This window comes from uncultured Ruminococcus sp. (genome assembly GCF_946415235.1).
In the GTDB taxonomy this organism is placed as follows: Bacteria; Bacillota; Clostridia; order Oscillospirales; family Ruminococcaceae; genus Ruminococcus.
Window position 1 is genome coordinate 1 of sequence record NZ_CAMKRR010000001.1, and the last position, 14,426, is coordinate 14,426.

The window sequence follows — 14,426 nt, forward strand, 5'->3', positions numbered from 1 at the left end:
TGAAAAATGCTGTGTTTGCTGTGTAAGGTGTGTATTTGCCGATTCTGCGTTGGTTATTTTACACAGCAATACACAGCAATACACAGCGCTTACACAGCAACGGAACAGCAGGTGTGTAAAAAGCTCCGCGATATATAGCCTTTTACACAGCATACACAGCAAACACACCGATTTTGAAATCCATTTCAGTTTTTTCGGAAAGGGAAAAATCAAAATTTCCGAAAAAGTTATCAGGCACTGAAGTGCATTTTGGAAGGGAGCAAGCATAGCCTTTGTAAAGACACTTCGGCGGTTTCTGAAGAAACTGTACTTGCTCTTTTGAAGGAGAGCAAGCAACGCCTGTGTCATTACACTTTCGATTTTACAAGAAAAATCTCATCAAAGGCAGCAGACATTACTGGGAGATTCCCAGACCCTTTTCGATGATGTTTATGATATTTTTCAAGGAGGGAAGATATGGCAAACCGTGTAAGGAAACACATGATTAATTTCTATGTTGATGACGATGAACTTGCAGCTATCAGGCTGAAAATGAGCAAAATGAATATGACCAATCAATCGCTGTATATGAGAAAAATGGCTCTTGAAGGTCGTATCATAAAAGTGGACTATTCCGTTTTCAATGATATCGCAAGTTCCATTTCCGGCGTATCAAGAAACATTAATCAGATAGCAAAACGTATCAATGCTACCGATAACATTTATGCAGAGGATATGCAGCAGATAGAACAGACTCAGGAGAATATATGGAAGTTATTGAAAAAGATACTTTCAAAACTTCTCTGAGCAAGCAGACATTGTTGATCGACAAAAACTGGCAGTTGTCCTTTCCATGTAATTCACCAACTGCAAGTATTGACTTTAAAGTGTAAAAGTGGTATAATCAGCGTGGAAAGGTACGCTGTAATATTATCGAGGAGGTAATTATTATGGCCAGTATCACAAAACGAGGCGGCAGTTATCTTATCAAGGTAAGCTGCGGCTATAATTGCAAAGGCAAGCAGATGGTTCAGACTATTACTTGGAAACCTGAACCAGGAATGTCAGCTAAACAAATAGAAAAGGAGGTCAACAGGCAGGCTGTATTATTTGAAGAAGCCTGCAATCAGGGGTATCAGAGTTCGGCAGTAAAGTTTGAAGTGATGGGAGAAGAGTGGTTTAAAAACTATGCAAGGATAAATCTCAGAAAAACTACGGAAGAGAGAATGCGCCGTTTGTGTCCGAGAGTGTATTCTGCAATAGGTCATCTCCGCATGGATAAGATAACGCCGCGACATATTCAGGCGTTTATCAATTCGCTTTCCGAGAAAGGCGCCAATATGCTTAACGGAGAGCCGCTCTCACCTAAAACGATCAGACACTATCACAGCTTTATATCGGAAGTTTTTACGTATGGTGAAAGAATGGGAGTAGTCAGCGAAAATCCGTGCGAGAAAGTGATCCTGCCAAAGATACAATACACTGAAAAGCAGATATACACATCAGAGGACATACAAAGAATACTGGTATTGCTTGAAAAAGAGCCGCTTCAGTTCAGAGTATTTTTCACACTGATGATATACAGTGGCTTCCGCCGCGGCGAAATGCTTGGTCTGGAGTGGAAAGATGTGGATTTCGAGAACAACATCATCAGTATAAGACGCACAAGCAACTATCTTAAACCCATCGGAACATACACCGATACGACAAAAACAAAGCGCTCACAGAGAACGCTGAAATTTCCCGAACAGATCATTGAACTTCTGAAACTTTACAAAGAAGAGCAGGATATGCAGGCGTTGAAGTTCGGTGATAAGTGGATCGACAACGACAGGCTGTTTGTAAAATGGAACGGCGAACCTATGTATAACGGAATACCGTATTCGTGGTTCAAGAGATTCTGTGACCGGAATGATATACCGTTCCACGGGATCCATTCATTCAGGCACACCTTCGCTTCGCTCCTTGTCAATCAGGGAGTGGATATTGTTACGGTATCAGGAGCGTTAGGACATTCAGTAGTTTCAACAACGAGCAATATCTACTGTCATATGCTTGATGAAGCAAGGGCGAAGATCACCGAAGCTATCACTGCATCACTGGATTTTTCGGACAAAAAAACAGAGCCACAAGGTGCTTGACCTATTGGCTCTGAAACGGTATATTGTTCGATTATTTAGTAAAGAACAAACAAAGAACAAATTGCATAAGAGCAAAATGTGAAATCACGGGAATGGCTATATATAGCCATTCCCACAGCTTAAAACTGTAAGAGGTACTCAAAAATGAGACAATTTAGTCGCTGTACTCGTTTAACTCATTATACTCATTTTACACGCATAATGTCTTGGTCTTGATCAATACTATCTTCTGACGACTTTGTATTCTTGAGTTGAATAGTTTGTAGTTCCTCTTCTTTTACTGGTTTTCCCTCGTAAAAGTCCGCTCCATAAACTGGAGCAGTTGGTTTAACCCATTTGCCATCAATATATTCCATGACACGATAATCGCTACTAAGGCCGACAATTCGGTCGTTTTCAAGTTTTACGATACTTTCCATATGAGATTTCATTATTTGGTACTCTTTTGGAATCAAGCTTCGAAATAGTCTGTATCGGCAATATATGAAACTACTTCTTTAACCTTGAAGTTGTACTTTATCATTAGATCAATGAGTTTATTGCCATCAATTAGCGTAACCGGCGTTCCACCCGCACGAGAACTTTCGATCGCGTCTTTAGAGTAATACGACGTCGTTATGAAGATTCCATAGTCTGCTCTATGAGTATCTACTGCGCCGCGTAAGTTGTTTATATCTGCAGAGCCGACTGGATTATCTCTGTATTTTTTGCATTGAATCGCAACGCGAGTAGTTTTTAGACTTTGCTCATCTAGACAATAAGCGAAACCGTCTATTCCTCCGTCTCCTGATTTGTTTATGCCTTTCACGAGATCTATGTCGAACCCCATTCTTTTTAATAAGCCTCGCGAGAATTGCTCGAACCTATATGGATTGAGATTTAGAATAGCTTCGAGGATATCATTGCGCCACCCCTGGCCAACTTCTTTTTCGAGGTCGCTAACGTCTTGTTCTCCAAGATCTTCAATCGTGCTTTCGTCTGCTTTTCTGTTTTTCCTCTCTTCGGCCTTCTTTTCCCAATAAGGTCGTGACTTGGCGTAGATATCCTGCTCGAAATTTATGGCGTTAGCGTCTATGTTAAGTCCGTCTGTAGTTAGCTTAATGGGCATATTGCGCCCATAAGTTAAGATTCCAGCAAGGGAAAGGTTTTTAAGTGCAAAATTGCGCCCAAACCAGTACGGAGTATACTTGTTGCCTTTTTCTGTTATTTTCGTGAAGTTAATTTCGTTTTCGGTGAAGTCCGTATATGACGGTATTAATTTATCTATTTGCGAAACGCCTTCTAGTTCTCCGCCGTTTTCCTGCAAGATTTTAATAATAGGAATAAAAAAGCTTTGCTCGTTCCTCAATGCCCTAATTCTTTCTTCTGATAGCTGATCCATGGATAATATTTACCTCTCAATTACGCTAGCACTTTATATAATTCTATCATGACAGAAAAGAATTAAGGTTTTACTATTTTAGCTCATGCTTGAAAATGTATCCCAATATGCTAGTTTTTAGTTATGGATACTAAATGGATTGTATTCTGGGCACTTTTTATTCCTGTGCTCATCTATAAGCCTATAAAGAAGGCTATTTCTTCTCGTGCGGATTTTAATCATAAACAACGAGCCATTCGATATAGTAAAGGGCTCGACAAAGTATGCTTAATAATTAGAGAAGATGCTCGTCTGTTTTTTGCTATGACTGATAGTAGGTGTAATACGCCTCTTTTTCATATTATTAAAGCTTATACTACTTTTGTTGATTGTTTTTATTCTTCCCTAGTTGAGATTTATGGCGATAGCATTATGGGAATGCCTTCAGCCTTGAAACGATATTTTAATAATTTTGGTGTAAAGGTATATGAACATAAAAATAGCAAGTATCGTTATAAATATTCGGCTCGAATCTACGGGTTTATATTTGGGCTTTTACTAGTAAAGAATTCTACGGTGAAGCGCTGCGGAATTAATAGAAAAAAGGCAATTTCATTTTTATCAAATAAAGTATTTTTAGGTGAATGTAATGAATATGCTACTAAGAGTTTTAACCGATGTTTACTGTATGTATCTGAATTAAACTCATTAGGCGAATCAAATGAAAAGTCCAAATACGAAATAAAAATAGCTGTTTCATTTTTAGGATTAAACGCAAAAGATCTTAATAAATATCATAATCTTGAAAGTGCATTAAGGACTTCTTTTGCGACGGCGACACTTAAGGCATTGAACGAGATTGATACCTCAAGTATTGATGATTTAATAAGCGAAAAGTTCATTAAGTAAAAAGGCTCCGCAAAGAAACGGAGCCTTATTATGGCATCAATAGTCGATTATTTGTCAGTTTTTTCATCAATAGAAATACTCATATCTGAGCCATCCTTGAATTGAAAACTTAGCTGGTTATCGGCGTAAATGGTTATTTTGTCTACAAAAGCATACCAAAGATCTTCGTTGAACTCTTCAATTATTCTATCGTCTGCTTTTAACGCGTCGAGATAAATAGCTATTTTTTCTTGTTGCGCTTTTATTGCGGCTATTTCGGTATTGAGTTCTGAGATTTCCTTTTCGATGGCTTGAAAGCGTAGCTCGGCTTCATTAAACCTTTGGGTATAATCATCTTGGTTTTGTAGTCTGCTAGCATTTGAATCAACCAAATCCTTGAGAGCTTTATATGCTTCGTCGTATTCGGCTTCTTTGAATTCTAGCTTTTTCTCCAAAACCGATGTATCGATTAAGCTATTAATACGCTTTTGCGCCTTACTTATATATGCTTCTTTGTCTTCTATTAAGCAATTGAATACTTCTATAAAAGCAACCTTTAGCTGTTCATCGCGAATATTTGGAGTTTTGCATATATGTTGGCCTTTATACTTTGAATTACAAAACCATATATGGCTTTTATATTTCGTTTTTGAATGCCAAACTTTGCGACCATAATAAGCGCCACAGTCCCCGCAGATGATTTTGTTCGAGAATGGCCCGGTATTCCTTTTGTGCTGATCTTTCCGTTTAGCGATTTCATTCTGCACTAAATCAAATACGGCAGGACTTATAATCGCTGGGTGTGAGCCTTCTATATAATACTGTGGTAATTGTCCGGTATTCTTTCCGCGCTTTTTATTAAGCCAGTCGACTGCATATGTCTTCTGAAGTAGTGCATCGCCTTTATATTTTTCATTCGATAGAATACTTAGTATTGTCCTTACGCGCCAGCACTTACCGTTCATTGGCGTAGGAATACCTTCTCTATCAAGAGTGTTGGCTATTTCGCGATATCCCATTCCCTTTAGGAACATGGAATATATTCTTCGAACAATTATAGCCTCTTCTTCGTTGATTCTAGGTTTACCGTCTTCGCCGCGTTCATATCCAAGAAAGCCTCTATAAGCCATGTATACCTTACCGTCTGCCATACTTTTACGCTTGCCCCAGGTTACATTCTCGCTAATGGAACGGCTTTCCTCCTGTGCTATTGATGACATTATCGTAAGCATGAGCTCGCCTTTAGAGTCCATAGAATAAATGTTCTCTTTCTCAAAATATACCTCGACACCTTTTTCCTTCAATTTCCTAATAGTTACGAGTGAATCTACGGTATTACGGGCAAAGCGAGAGATAGACTTAGTTAGTATGAGATCGATCTTACCGGCAAGAGCATCATCAACCATGCGCTTAAAGCCTTCACGATGTTTAGTATTAGTGCCAGAAATGCCTTCATCCGCATATATACCAGCAAATTCCCATTCTGGGTTGCTCTGAATGTAATTAGTATAGAAATTGACCTGTGTCTCGTAGCTAGACTGTTGCTCTTCCTGCTCAGTGGAGACACGGGCATATGCAGCAACACGTCTTTTACGCACAGTACCGTCCTTTTCCGATAGTAGCAATGACGGTTTCGCTTCAATCTTTCTAACGGTAGCCATACTTAGACCTCCTTTTTCTTTTGCCTATTTTCTATGGCTTTCTGCCTAGCTGCCTCGCGCATTTCTTCAGTCCACGAGCAGCTCCTAGATCGATAACGCCAGGGGATAATATCTTTGCGTCCGTCTTTATAACGTAACTCTATGGTTTGATTATTATTTACAACTATCTTTTCAAGCCGTTCTTTCATAGTTACAAGAGACTCATCTTTCAGCTGTTCGGCTACCAAAGATGTAAGCATATCCTCTCGAATCTGCTTTGAATCGCAATACCCCCTGCCAAAGTCGTTATACGTCTTGCATATCCAGATATATTTGCCGCTATTCTTTCGTCTGCGCAGCTTTTCGCCACAGACACCACAATACAGAATCCCAGAGAATTCGTAATTATCATGAGGTGCCATATGTTTCTTATGAGTGCAGCTGCGTCGACCTATTTCCGCCTGAACCTCTTCGAATGTCTTTTCATCAATAATCGCCTCATGGGCATCGATAACCTCATACATAGGCTTTTCTCCGTTGTTCATTACGGATTTCTTAGAAATATAGTCCTTATGATAGGTCTTTTGGAGCAGCAAGTATCCAGTATAGGCCTTATTCTTGAGCATTTCATATATTACAGCCGGTTGCCATTTCTTATCAAAGCGAGTCGGAACGCCTTCGTCGCGCAGGATTTTAGCAATCTTAGTTACGCCAAGTCCGGATAAGTACATTTCAAATATGCGCTTTACGACCTCTGCTTCTGCCGGAAAAATCTCAAATTTTCCATTTTTAAGCCTGTATCCGTAATGATGGCAAGTGTTGGGTTGTCCATTTTCGAACATTCTCCTAATGCGCCATAGCTGATTTTCGCTCGCAGATCGCGCTTCTTCCTGCGCATACGAAGCTAGGAGCGTAATCATAAACTCGCCCTCAGAGCTTAAAGTATGGATATTTTCTTTTTCAAAATAAACGTCTATGTTTAGGAGCCTTAACTCCCTAATGGCATTCAGGAGCGTCACAGTGTTACGCGCGAAACGGGTTATAGACTTTGTGAGTATCATGTCTATTTTTCCGTCACGGCTATCCTGCAGCATTCGCTGGAAATCAGGACGCTCTTCTTTTGTTCCCGAAATACCTTCGTCTGCATATATCTCGACAAGCTCCCAGTTGGGATGCATAGATATATACTCGTTGTAGTAGCTTATCTGCGCCGACAAGGAATGAATCATAGAATCCTTACCGGTAGAGACACGCGTATATGCTGCAACTTTCTTTTTCGCTATCGTTGGTATAATTCTAGATTCTATAACTTTTATCTTTGACATATCATATCCCTCCTTGTAGTGTGGCGGCCTCCTTAGAGACCGCCACTAATGTACTTATTCGTTGACTTTACGAATACTATCCACGCCGTAAGCCACACCGAGTCCAGAGCCGTTATCCCAAGCAACAAAGATTGTGCCCATGTCATCGATAATTTTTACTGTTCCTTTGAGTCCAGGAGTCAGCTTTGTATACGGATCGTCCATATATACAAGTTCAACTCTAGTTCCTGCTGGATAAGTTTCTTTCAGACGCTTGAGCGCGCTTTCGCTGATATTTCTATCTCGCATAGGTTTCACCTCCTTTTGATCATCATATCTATCACTCTTTTCAGAGGAGAAAGCAAGTCTTCTTTGTATTATTTTTGGTTACTAGAAATAGCATCATAAAGCCTCTGAACATCAAGTCCGCAATCTTTATATCCTTCGGCAATTACACGCGCATAATAAGGTGACGGATGATTGTATGAGAAAGCAGGATTATCGTTCATGATATAGGCCATGCCACTATACAGCTCGCCGTTTATATTTATTTCGATTGTTTCCTTGCGATAAAGATGCGGGTACCCCTCGTAAATATCGAGTGATTTCTCGTCTTTGGGGCGTATTTTCCATACCAGTACCGGAACGCTGCCTCCATTAGCTTTTTCTATAGTTGCGACGGCGGAGCCATATCTGCCATAAAAGCGTAGGCGATAATCTTTTATCTCGCCAACCGCAACGGCAACTGCTGTTCTGCAACGATGCCTCATCTGCGTAACATTCATGTTTGAACCATAGGCAACATAAAGCTTCTCGTTTTTCATATCAGTACCTCCGATTATTCGTCATCTTCGTCATCAACGGACACGATATTTACATATTCGCTAATAATACAAAGCGCTTCTTCATAGCTACTAGATGAGAATACTCTATTCCTCATTTCCTTAGCCTGCGCATTTAGTCCGTGCTTTTTGAGTGTTCTCGAGGCGATGCCTACGAGATTAAAGATATTACCGTCCGCACCAATTAACGGACAATTCGGCTTAGTAGTCATTACGCAATTCCTCCTTTTCAACGCCAAAAATATTACTAACGAAATCCAATATGTCTTCAACATATTCAGGATAATATTCTTCGTACTGTTCGCCGCCACGATATACTATTCTTCCGCAATCTGAACCATAGTCTTCATTGGCCCACTCGTGCGTTATCTCAAGTTCGGGATACAGAGTGGACAGTTTTCGAATAACGGGATGCGGAGCGGCCCAAGCCGTAAGAAAACTCATAGTGCCCGGCATATACGAACCGTATTCCGTACCGTCATATCCATAGGCGTTCCATTTAGTTCCCCAGTTGTCGACGCTCCAGTCATACCAATTGTTTTTGCCAAATTTACGGCGTTCCTTAACCCCGAGATTGCCGCGAAAGATATTGCGCGGCATAGGAATTATCTTGTTAAAGTCTATAGTTCCTAAGCCGTATTTCTTGTTCTTAACAGCTTCATGCATAGCCTCTATTTCGTCTTTATCTCCGACGAAAGTCAGTATATTCGTTACATGATTAGGCATATTTACCCCTCCTCGTTGTTTTCGTTTTTAGGTGGTCGGTGGCTCCTGCAGTTATCTTTTGAGCCATATCTCCAGGCGGCATTGCCGCTGAGATGCTCATAGAGATGAGCGCGGCAGCTTTTGAATTCTTCGCCTATAAAGCCAATCCTGTTGAGATATACGCGCATAGCAAACTTTTCGTTTTCCTCCTGAACCTTCTTGTATCTGGCGCTCTTTTGAGAGAGAGCCTGATGGTCGAGAGCGAGAGCAAATACTATGTATGCGCGGACCTTTCCGGCATGAAGATCGCTGTTGAAGCCCCTAAGTTCAACTGTATGGTTACCGTTGAAGAAACTATGAAGATTGAGGAAATGATATCTACTATCGTGATAGTGGTGCCATCTGCTCTCGGAATACCTGGAGTACCAGATATCTTCAATTTCTGTCATAGTTTTAGGCTTCTTTTGGTTGATCTGTTCAACCAGATACTCGTCCATTTTCTTGCAGTATCTCGCTCTAGCGGGCTTTATTTGCAGAGCCTTATAGAATAAATCGTTACGGCTTGCAACTAAATTGATAAAGTTTACGATACTGCGTGGAGTGTGCGGCTCGCCATCAAGATGGATATGTATGCCGCAAGTGCCATTAGTAAAACCGCCAGCTTTTCTGAGAAGCCTTACCATATTCTGCAAAGTATCAATATCTTCACGATAAGTAAGTATTGGTGTCACAAGCTCAACGGCGTGTAAAGACGAAGCGGAAGTTCTATGCCCATTTACCGTATGCATACATTCGATGCTTGAGTCATTCATGATTTTCCATTTACGTCCATCAGCGGCTTTGATTACATAAGAATCGTAGCCGTCACTCACGCGTTCCGTCGTGCCGTTGACGACCTTTGCGACTACTGTCGCAGCTCTGTTCCTGGTTATACCAGTGAACTCGATTTCTACGCCAAACTTGTTTGACAACATTTCTCTCGCCTCCATTCGAGAACCTTGATCGTGCGTTTATACCCGAAAAAGAGACCTGCGACGTGCGCAGATTTCTCGCTACGCACGTCGTGTGACTATTGATTTTAATGTGCTTCGGATCTTGTCCGATACCTATTTGAAAGCCCCTATTCCTCCTTTCGTGGGCTTTCCGTTGGATTGTTATCGTGCGTTGCCGAATTATCAGCTTCGCACAAGGAGCCGATTAGTGGTTTATATTCCTCGATCAGCATTTTTTTGACCTCGGCATATTGTTCCGGAGTAATCAGCTCCATAGCGAGAAGCTGCTTGGCGAGTGCCTTTTCGATAACATATCCAAGTTCGTGATCGTACTCTTTATTCTTCATATTTCTTTACCTTCTGGCAGTAGCATTTCCTACTGCAATATCTTTTATTTGGGTTGCCTTTGCTAATGAATGTCTTGCCGCAGTTTTCGCAGATTAATTCATACTCCTGCTCCATTTTCTGCTTGTTCCAGTAGCTGACGCGGCAGTGATAGGAACAAAAACCTCTTTTCATACCCCTGTTATTCCTTTGAAATTCTTTACCGCAGTACAAGCAGTAATTCTTGCCGTCGGAATATTTTTGTTTGCGACGGCGACGTCGAGATTTGACAGTATTTATTGAGATGCCGAGTATATCGGCTATTTCTCTATCCGTTGCTCCTTTAGTAATTAGGAGCTCCATTTCATTTGTCATGCTTTTTCCTTTCTACCCGAAGACTTGGGGCATACAAGCCCATAACATCGCCTAGGCTCAATCAGGCCTTTCCGCACTATTGCTAGGCTTTATATTCATAAAGCATCTCATTCGATTACAGAACCTAAGTAAGTCATTTGTTTCGACCATGACAGGTGCAAGCAATTCGCTAACATCTTCTCCATATTCATCAAGTACTGCTAAGACGCGTCTCGCATTTTCGCAATCTTCACGTAACATTTCTAATGTAGAGTTATATTCGTCATATAGCTCAAGAATGAAGATTTCTTCATTTGTCATTATTATTGTCGCCGTTTAGGATGAAGTTTAGATATGCAAGTCTGTCTTCCTCAATCAGCATCACGAGTTCGTAATACTCCTCGCGGTTAGCAATTTCCTGAACGGTACGGGTATCAAACATGTTAGTTTCACCCGAATCGCGGATAGCGATGATTTGTTCTTTGATTTTATCTGTGATAGGCTTTGTACTATCAGCTTTCTTTTTATTCATAAGATCCTTTCGGATTAAAGTTTGTATTGGGCGCAAAAACCTTACCCGCGCCTGCGGAATGCTATGGCTTGTATGCGCCAAGTCTTCGGGATTTTACTTAATAAAGCGTACTTGGATCGCAGCCGTTGATGATAATATCGCCGAGCTCGTCCATTGTTATTACGCGAAATAGTTTGGGTTTGTTTGAAAACTCACTTTTTATCTTTTCTTCAAGCTTATCTTTCCGGCTAATGTCCGGCACTATCCATAGCGTTATAGGGAATACTGCATTATTACGCTGTTCGAGCGAAGTATTATAGTAGCTATGGTAGCGCTCGCATTTGAATATGATAGTTGCCGGAGATTCCGTGCTTAAATCCACCTCAATAAACCATCTGTCTTCGAATCCATCGGAATGAGTAACTATGAACAGATCCGGGTTCAGGGATATTCGCTTGCCAGCGTACATATACTGACGCCAGCACTCAGGCTCAAATTCAACTTCTTTTAGAAATAGCTTGTCGGTATTTCTGCAGAGCTCAACTATCCTCGTATAGCACTCCGCTACTGATAGTGTGTGTCTCATAAAAGAATATGATGGTTCCACGAAGCGTTTCCTGGAAGTGTCTCCCGGAACGTTCATATTCACGAATCTCATTCCACCCTCGGTAAGGTGCCAGACGTATGATGCGGATCCTGCTCGAACTCCACCAATCCTACGTTCAAACGAAGATACTAAGCCGTTTAATCTGAGCTTCTTCATAGCTCTGGTAGTTGCAGACATAGCAGCCTTCTGAGACGCGGATTTATAGAAATGAAGTCGCTGAATCTGATTGGTCATTAGATACCGGCAGCTTGATAGGCTTGCAAGTATATCCTTGTCTTTTGAGGTAAGTGAGTCCCTGAGCATCTCCAGTCTTGATTGACTGAGCCTGATGGTCATATGCCTCGCCTCACTTGTTTTAATTACCGTTGGAATACGGTAGTAGTCGCTTCCGTTGTTGTCTGAATTTGCCGTTTTTGCGGCCATTGTGGGAATATTTGATTGGTCTCGAATATTCGGTCGAAGCTTCATCATATTTTACGGCGTCCTATTGGTGCTTGAGTGGCCTCTGGGGCAGGAGTCTCATCGCTGCGCCTGAGCAATTCGAGGAATTCTTCCTCAACCTCTTCAATAGGTCGACCGTAGGTGGTCTGACTTAACGCTCTCAGCTCAGCCGGATTTTTGAGGCTTGCCGGAGGCGGTAAAGTTTTACCATGAATCCATCCAGTACTCTTACCATCAGACATGACATTTGCATATACTTCATATCTTGGCAGCGTCATGAAATCCAGCGCTTCAAGATTAGGGGCCATAGCTGCAACTTCTTTTGCGTCTGATGAATTCAGTCCGAATATGATTTTGTTTCTTGCGTTCGCATCGATACCGGCTTTAAGCTCAGGTGGAAGCTGCGCTCTATACTGATGCGCCATCGTAATACTTACGCCAAGTCCACGAGCTTGAGCTAATGCATCTGCTAGATCTGTCGGTAGACTTAAGTAATCTTGAAGCTCGTCAATATATAGCGAAATGATATGCCGCTTCTCAGCCGGTATATTCGCGCGAGAAAGGGTTAGTGTCCAGGTTAGGCCAACTATAAGGGAACCGAGTAGTTTGGCGCTTTCTGCGCCGACTGTGCCCTTGTTGAGCGGTACTAGGACTATTTTTCGTTTGTAGAATAAATCGGTGAGCTGAAACTTAGGTTCACTCTGTCCGAGAATAGCTCTTAAGCCCGGACGATATAGGAATTGCCTGATCTTGTTAAGTACGGGTGCTATTTCTTGCTTGCGCTCACTATCGCGCATATTGTCGTAGGAGTTCCAGAATGGCTTTAAAGCAATCTGATCTTTTATCTTATCCGTAAGGCTATGCCTGAAGTTTTCGTCTGTGAGTAGCTGCGGCAGCCAGAGCAGCGAGGATTCTTTTACCTCCGCCAGCGTCAATAGAGCTGCGCTCAGTACGTCTTGACTACGAATACCCCAGTTTTCCGCAAATATCTCCTTAAATACTGCAAGTATTGCGTCTGCAATAAGAACAGGATTACCCGGCAGCGATAATGGATTGAAGCCAACCGGACACGGATCCGACGGATCAATAACCACTACGTCGTTATATCTGCTCTCGGGTATGCGTTCCAGAATGCTATTAACAAGATCTGCTTTCGGATCAATAACTAATACGCTTCGTCCGGCATAAATATCTGAAAGGATCAGATTTTGCATTGCTGTAGATTTACCGGAGCCTGTCGGTCCGAGCAGAATCGTGTGCTCGAGTCCGTCTTTTGGTGATATGCTTAGTTTCTTACTATTAATGCCGTCTTTGCTCATAGCGAATGTTCTATCATTCATGCGATTTGTAGGCTCGCGATACCATGACGGCGGTAATGTAGTTTTCGGATGAAGCCCATTTGTTCCCGGCAGTTCTTCGTCTCCGACTGGCAGCATGAGAAAACTTGCGACTTCTTTAACTGATAGCCGTAATGGAAAATGCCACGGAACATGAGCCATGTTAAGGTTTTGATTCTTTTCGCTGTCGGTATAGATTCTTACGCCGGCAGACTCTAGAGTTCTTAAGGCGCTCAATACGCCGTTAATGTTGCCTCTGGCATATTCGCCGCTTGCGCCAATGCGAATCAATGCCTGAAAGCAATGTTGTTCAGATTTCTCCTTGATTGACTTTCTGGCTTCATTGGTTATTTGCTCGGTGCTACCGAAAATAGTCTGAAGCCAAGAAGCGTGAGGATCGGGAAAAGTCTTAGGTACGATCGTCGGAGCATAAGAACCTCCGAGCACGATTTGGAGTACGGCGCTATCTTCGCCTCGTACATTAGCAAGCGCTGCTAGTCCTGCGCGAACAGTAGACGTCATAACATTTGTGTTTAGCGCCAGAGATGGTTTGGTTATGCTCACTTTGCGAGCTACTCGCATTGGAACGCGTGTATGCGCCGGGAGGGGATATATTGCTATATCCCCGTGAATCTTGATTGCCTCGGCGATTTTATTCATATATTTTCTGTCAGCGCCAATGATATTTTTAACGTATCCTTTGTGGCTGCGAGATTCCCATATGATGGGGCCGCGACCTTCGATAGTCGCAAGATGAGTGAGCATTTCGTAAACATTATCTTCATTGAACGGCCTTTGCCATGCTACTTCTCGCCATTCAATGTTGTCTATGCTATGCTTCGCCATCTACTTCGCCTCCTACCATTTGGTTTCGTTGTGCTTCTTCCAAATTCGGTAAATTAAGATACCTGTCAGTATAAGCGTAGCAATTATGACGAGCACAGGCCAAACCTGTACAATGTAGCAAACGCCTAATCTTATGAGATACGACGCTATCGCGA

The 14,426-nt window shown here is 41.9% G+C and carries 18 protein-coding genes and 1 pseudogene; 3 read left to right on the plus strand and 16 right to left on the minus strand.

Going from position 1 to position 14,426, the window contains the following annotated elements; genetic code table 11:
* The first annotated feature begins 456 nt into the window (after window positions 1-456).
* Window positions 457-786 carry a plasmid mobilization relaxosome protein MobC gene (mobC, locus tag Q0R37_RS00005; protein WP_294749822.1) on the plus strand — a complete coding sequence of 110 codons (330 nt, stop codon included), beginning with the start codon at window positions 457-459 and terminating at the stop codon, window positions 784-786.
* A 143-nt stretch (window positions 787-929) separates the two neighbouring features.
* Window positions 930-2,120 (plus strand): site-specific integrase, encoded by a 1,191-nt coding sequence (locus Q0R37_RS00010; protein WP_294749824.1) that lies wholly within the window; start codon window positions 930-932, stop codon window positions 2,118-2,120.
* A gap of 185 nt (window positions 2,121-2,305) precedes the next feature.
* Here the strand turns inward: Q0R37_RS00010 and Q0R37_RS00015 are convergent, their stop codons facing one another.
* Together Q0R37_RS00015 and Q0R37_RS00020 are read right to left on the minus strand one after the other, a co-directional pair.
* On the minus strand, window positions 2,306-2,539 hold the full coding sequence (locus Q0R37_RS00015; protein ID WP_294749826.1) for a hypothetical protein: 234 nt from the start codon (window positions 2,537-2,539) through the stop codon (window positions 2,306-2,308).
* A gap of 32 nt (window positions 2,540-2,571) precedes the next feature.
* On the minus strand, window positions 2,572-3,501 hold the full coding sequence (locus Q0R37_RS00020) for a restriction endonuclease (protein WP_294749827.1): 930 nt from the start codon (window positions 3,499-3,501) through the stop codon (window positions 2,572-2,574).
* Window positions 3,502-3,624: 123 nt separating this feature from the next.
* On the opposite strand from Q0R37_RS00020, the gene Q0R37_RS00025 reads away from it, so the two are divergent.
* On the plus strand, window positions 3,625-4,389 hold the full coding sequence (locus Q0R37_RS00025) for a hypothetical protein (RefSeq protein WP_294749828.1): 765 nt from the start codon (window positions 3,625-3,627) through the stop codon (window positions 4,387-4,389).
* Between the two features lie 47 nt (window positions 4,390-4,436).
* On the opposite strand, the gene Q0R37_RS00030 is transcribed toward Q0R37_RS00025, so the two are convergent.
* The 14 genes and pseudogenes from Q0R37_RS00030 to Q0R37_RS00090 form a co-directional block, all read right to left on the minus strand.
* Complete coding sequence (locus Q0R37_RS00030) at window positions 4,437-6,029, minus strand: recombinase family protein (RefSeq protein WP_294749830.1); 1,593 nt, start codon at window positions 6,027-6,029, stop codon at window positions 4,437-4,439.
* Window positions 6,030-6,031: 2 nt separating this feature from the next.
* Window positions 6,032-7,333, minus strand: a complete 1,302-nt coding sequence (locus Q0R37_RS00035) for a recombinase family protein (RefSeq protein ID WP_294749831.1) — start codon at window positions 7,331-7,333, stop codon at window positions 6,032-6,034.
* Between the two features lie 54 nt (window positions 7,334-7,387).
* Window positions 7,388-7,621 (minus strand): DUF4314 domain-containing protein, encoded by a 234-nt coding sequence (locus tag Q0R37_RS00040; protein ID WP_294749832.1) that lies wholly within the window; start codon window positions 7,619-7,621, stop codon window positions 7,388-7,390.
* A 68-nt stretch (window positions 7,622-7,689) separates the two neighbouring features.
* A complete protein-coding gene (locus Q0R37_RS00045; RefSeq protein WP_294749834.1) occupies window positions 7,690-8,136 on the minus strand; it encodes a gamma-glutamylcyclotransferase family protein in 447 nt (148 codons plus the stop codon).
* A gap of 14 nt (window positions 8,137-8,150) precedes the next feature.
* On the minus strand, window positions 8,151-8,366 hold the full coding sequence (locus Q0R37_RS00050) for a hypothetical protein (protein WP_366517380.1): 216 nt from the start codon (window positions 8,364-8,366) through the stop codon (window positions 8,151-8,153).
* Window positions 8,356-8,880 (minus strand): hypothetical protein, encoded by a 525-nt coding sequence (locus Q0R37_RS00055; RefSeq protein ID WP_366517381.1) that lies wholly within the window; start codon window positions 8,878-8,880, stop codon window positions 8,356-8,358. The genes Q0R37_RS00050 and Q0R37_RS00055 overlap by 11 nt, the downstream gene beginning before the upstream one ends.
* A 2-nt stretch (window positions 8,881-8,882) precedes the next feature.
* Entirely contained in the window at window positions 8,883-9,833 is a 951-nt protein-coding gene (locus Q0R37_RS00060) for an amidoligase family protein (protein WP_294749835.1), read from the minus strand.
* A gap of 146 nt (window positions 9,834-9,979) precedes the next feature.
* A complete protein-coding gene (locus Q0R37_RS00065) occupies window positions 9,980-10,198 on the minus strand; it encodes an SHOCT domain-containing protein (protein WP_294749837.1) in 219 nt (72 codons plus the stop codon).
* Window positions 10,188-10,370: a hypothetical protein gene (locus Q0R37_RS00070; protein WP_294749838.1), complete on the minus strand. Its 183-nt coding sequence runs from the start codon at window positions 10,368-10,370 to the stop codon at window positions 10,188-10,190. The genes Q0R37_RS00065 and Q0R37_RS00070 overlap by 11 nt, the downstream gene beginning before the upstream one ends.
* Before the next feature lie 75 nt (window positions 10,371-10,445).
* Window positions 10,446-10,550, minus strand: a pseudogene (locus Q0R37_RS15605) (LuxR C-terminal-related transcriptional regulator); the annotation flags it as partial.
* Between the two features lie 57 nt (window positions 10,551-10,607).
* Entirely contained in the window at window positions 10,608-10,850 is a 243-nt protein-coding gene (locus tag Q0R37_RS00075) for a hypothetical protein (RefSeq protein WP_294749840.1), read from the minus strand.
* Complete coding sequence (locus tag Q0R37_RS00080) at window positions 10,840-11,061, minus strand: DUF5049 domain-containing protein (RefSeq protein WP_366517382.1); 222 nt, start codon at window positions 11,059-11,061, stop codon at window positions 10,840-10,842. Before Q0R37_RS00080 ends, Q0R37_RS00075 begins: the two co-directional genes overlap by 11 nt.
* Before the next feature lie 97 nt (window positions 11,062-11,158).
* Window positions 11,159-12,118, minus strand: coding sequence for a replication-relaxation family protein (locus Q0R37_RS00085; RefSeq protein ID WP_294749841.1), 960 nt, complete (start codon window positions 12,116-12,118; stop codon window positions 11,159-11,161).
* Entirely contained in the window at window positions 12,115-14,271 is a 2,157-nt protein-coding gene (locus tag Q0R37_RS00090) for a type IV secretory system conjugative DNA transfer family protein (protein ID WP_294749842.1), read from the minus strand. Before Q0R37_RS00090 ends, Q0R37_RS00085 begins: the two co-directional genes overlap by 4 nt.
* Window positions 14,272-14,426: the final 155 nt, after the last annotated feature.

Coding starts and splice junctions, on each gene's coding strand:
- Q0R37_RS00070 (WP_294749838.1), bottom strand. CDS start 10,370: ATGAAAAGAGGTTTTTGTTCCTATCACTGCCGCGTCAGCTACTGGAAC.
- Q0R37_RS00090 (WP_294749842.1), bottom strand. CDS start 14,271: ATGGCGAAGCATAGCATAGACAACATTGAATGGCGAGAAGTAGCATGG.
- Q0R37_RS00040 (WP_294749832.1), bottom strand. CDS start 7,621: ATGCGAGATAGAAATATCAGCGAAAGCGCGCTCAAGCGTCTGAAAGAA.
- Q0R37_RS00080 (WP_366517382.1), bottom strand. CDS start 11,061: ATGAATAAAAAGAAAGCTGATAGTACAAAGCCTATCACAGATAAAATC.
- Q0R37_RS00010 (WP_294749824.1), top strand. CDS start 930: ATGGCCAGTATCACAAAACGAGGCGGCAGTTATCTTATCAAGGTAAGC.
- Q0R37_RS00085 (WP_294749841.1), bottom strand. CDS start 12,118: ATGATGAAGCTTCGACCGAATATTCGAGACCAATCAAATATTCCCACA.
- Q0R37_RS00060 (WP_294749835.1), bottom strand. CDS start 9,833: ATGTTGTCAAACAAGTTTGGCGTAGAAATCGAGTTCACTGGTATAACC.
- Q0R37_RS00015 (WP_294749826.1), bottom strand. CDS start 2,539: ATGGAAAGTATCGTAAAACTTGAAAACGACCGAATTGTCGGCCTTAGT.
- mobC (WP_294749822.1), top strand. CDS start 457: ATGGCAAACCGTGTAAGGAAACACATGATTAATTTCTATGTTGATGAC.
- Q0R37_RS00045 (WP_294749834.1), bottom strand. CDS start 8,136: ATGAAAAACGAGAAGCTTTATGTTGCCTATGGTTCAAACATGAATGTT.
- Q0R37_RS00030 (WP_294749830.1), bottom strand. CDS start 6,029: ATGGCTACCGTTAGAAAGATTGAAGCGAAACCGTCATTGCTACTATCG.
- Q0R37_RS00020 (WP_294749827.1), bottom strand. CDS start 3,501: ATGGATCAGCTATCAGAAGAAAGAATTAGGGCATTGAGGAACGAGCAA.
- Q0R37_RS00050 (WP_366517380.1), bottom strand. CDS start 8,366: ATGACTACTAAGCCGAATTGTCCGTTAATTGGTGCGGACGGTAATATC.
- Q0R37_RS00035 (WP_294749831.1), bottom strand. CDS start 7,333: ATGTCAAAGATAAAAGTTATAGAATCTAGAATTATACCAACGATAGCG.
- Q0R37_RS00065 (WP_294749837.1), bottom strand. CDS start 10,198: ATGAAGAATAAAGAGTACGATCACGAACTTGGATATGTTATCGAAAAG.
- Q0R37_RS00055 (WP_366517381.1), bottom strand. CDS start 8,880: ATGCCTAATCATGTAACGAATATACTGACTTTCGTCGGAGATAAAGAC.
- Q0R37_RS00075 (WP_294749840.1), bottom strand. CDS start 10,850: ATGACAAATGAAGAAATCTTCATTCTTGAGCTATATGACGAATATAAC.
- Q0R37_RS00025 (WP_294749828.1), top strand. CDS start 3,625: ATGGATACTAAATGGATTGTATTCTGGGCACTTTTTATTCCTGTGCTC.